The organism is Pseudoduganella sp. RAF53_2 (assembly GCF_052113985.1).
Taxonomy (GTDB): domain Bacteria; phylum Pseudomonadota; class Gammaproteobacteria; order Burkholderiales; family Burkholderiaceae_D; genus Rugamonas.
Map to the genome: position 1 here is coordinate 1 of NZ_JBFRDW010000942.1, position 1,560 is coordinate 1,560.

At 60.0% G+C, this 1,560-nt stretch carries 2 protein-coding genes; both read left to right on the plus strand.

Annotated elements, in window-relative coordinates; genetic code table 11:
- Window positions 1-967, plus strand: a 967-nt coding sequence (locus AB4Z11_RS31230; protein ID WP_442029996.1) for an ABC transporter substrate-binding protein, incomplete at its 5' end; no start/stop codon positions are given.
- The coding region (locus tag AB4Z11_RS31235; protein WP_442029998.1) for an ABC transporter permease at window positions 967-1,560 on the plus strand (594 nt) is incomplete at its 3' end. The genes AB4Z11_RS31230 and AB4Z11_RS31235, both read left to right, overlap by 1 nt.

Below are 1,560 nucleotides of genomic sequence, written 5' to 3' on the forward strand. Positions count from 1 at the left end.
GATCCCGCAGATCGGCCGCATCGAGATTTCCATCATGCTGGAAGACCAGTCGCGCTGGTTGTCCTTCACCAGCGGCGAAACGGATCTGTTCTGGCTGGACGGTCCGCTGGCGCCGAAGGCCCTGATGAATGGCGAGCTGCGTCCCGAGTTGAAGGAGCAGGGCGTTCAACTGTCGCGCCAGCTCGATCCCGAACTCACTTTCTACTATTGGAATATGCAGGACCCGGTGCTGGGCGGCCGCAGCAAGGCACGCATCGCCTTGCGCCGCGCCATCGCCATGGCGCACGACGTGGACGAAGAGATCGCCCTGGTGTGGAATGGCCAGGCGCAGCGCCTCGATTTCCCCGTGCCGCCGGGCGTGGTTGGCCACGATCCGAATTTCAGGAGCATGCTGCAATACGATCCCGCGCTGGCCAACAAGCTGCTGGATAAATTCGGCTACAAGAAAGGCGCCGATGGCTGGCGCATGCAGCCGGATGGCAAGCCGCTGGTGATTCACTACGCCTCGCGCAATGAGGCGAACGGCGTGTTGCAGGCGGAAGTCTGGCGCAAGACATACAACCGTCTCAGCATCCGCATGGAAAACGACCGCAGTACCCTGGCGGATCTGCTGAAGGCGGAAAAGGAATGCAAGCTCCAGACCCGCAACTTCCAGTGGATCGCTGATTATCCGGACGGCGACAACTTCATGCAGCTGTTCTACGGTCCCTACATCCATCAGAACAATAGCGGCTGCTTCCAGGACCCCGAATACGACAAGCTGTATGTGAAGAGCCAGTCCATGCCGGCTGGGCCGGAACGTGATGCGCTGTACCGCAAGATGGCGCGCATCATCGAAGTGCAGGGCGGGGGGYGCATGGGGTATGCRCGCTTCCGCAATATGCTGGCCCAGAAGACGATACTGGGCTACAAGAAGCATCCCATTCTGCATCAGGAATGGGCTTACATTGATATTGAAGGAAAATGATGTTCGCGTATGTGTTGCGACGCTTGTGGCAAATGCTGCCGACCGTGCTGGGCGTAGTGCTGCTGGTCTTTGTACTGTTTAACTGGGTGGGCGGCGACCCGGCGTATATTTTGGCGGGCAAGATGTCCAACGCGGAGAGCATCGCCAATATCCGCAAGCAGCTGGGCGTGGACCAGCCTTACTACGTGCAGCTGGGAATCTTCCTCAAGCAGATCGTGACCTTCGACTTCGGCCAGAGCTGGGCCACGGGCGAGACGGTATCGCACATCATCACCACGCGCCTCGGTCCATCGCTGACCGTGCTGGTGCCGATGACCATCCTAGAAACCTTCTTCGGCATTGCGCTGGCGCTGGCCATCGCGTTCGTGCGCGGCTCGCTGACCGATCGCGCGGTGATGGTAGCGTGCACGGTGGGCATGTCGATTTCCATCCTGGTCTACATCATCGTGTTCCAGTACGGACTGGCCTACAAGGCGGGCCTGTTCCCGGTGCAGGGCTGGGGCGAGAATTTTGCGGAGAACCTGCTGCGCTATTCCACGCTGCCGATTCTGATCGGCCTGGCCGTATCGATTGCACCGACGCTGCGCCTGTAC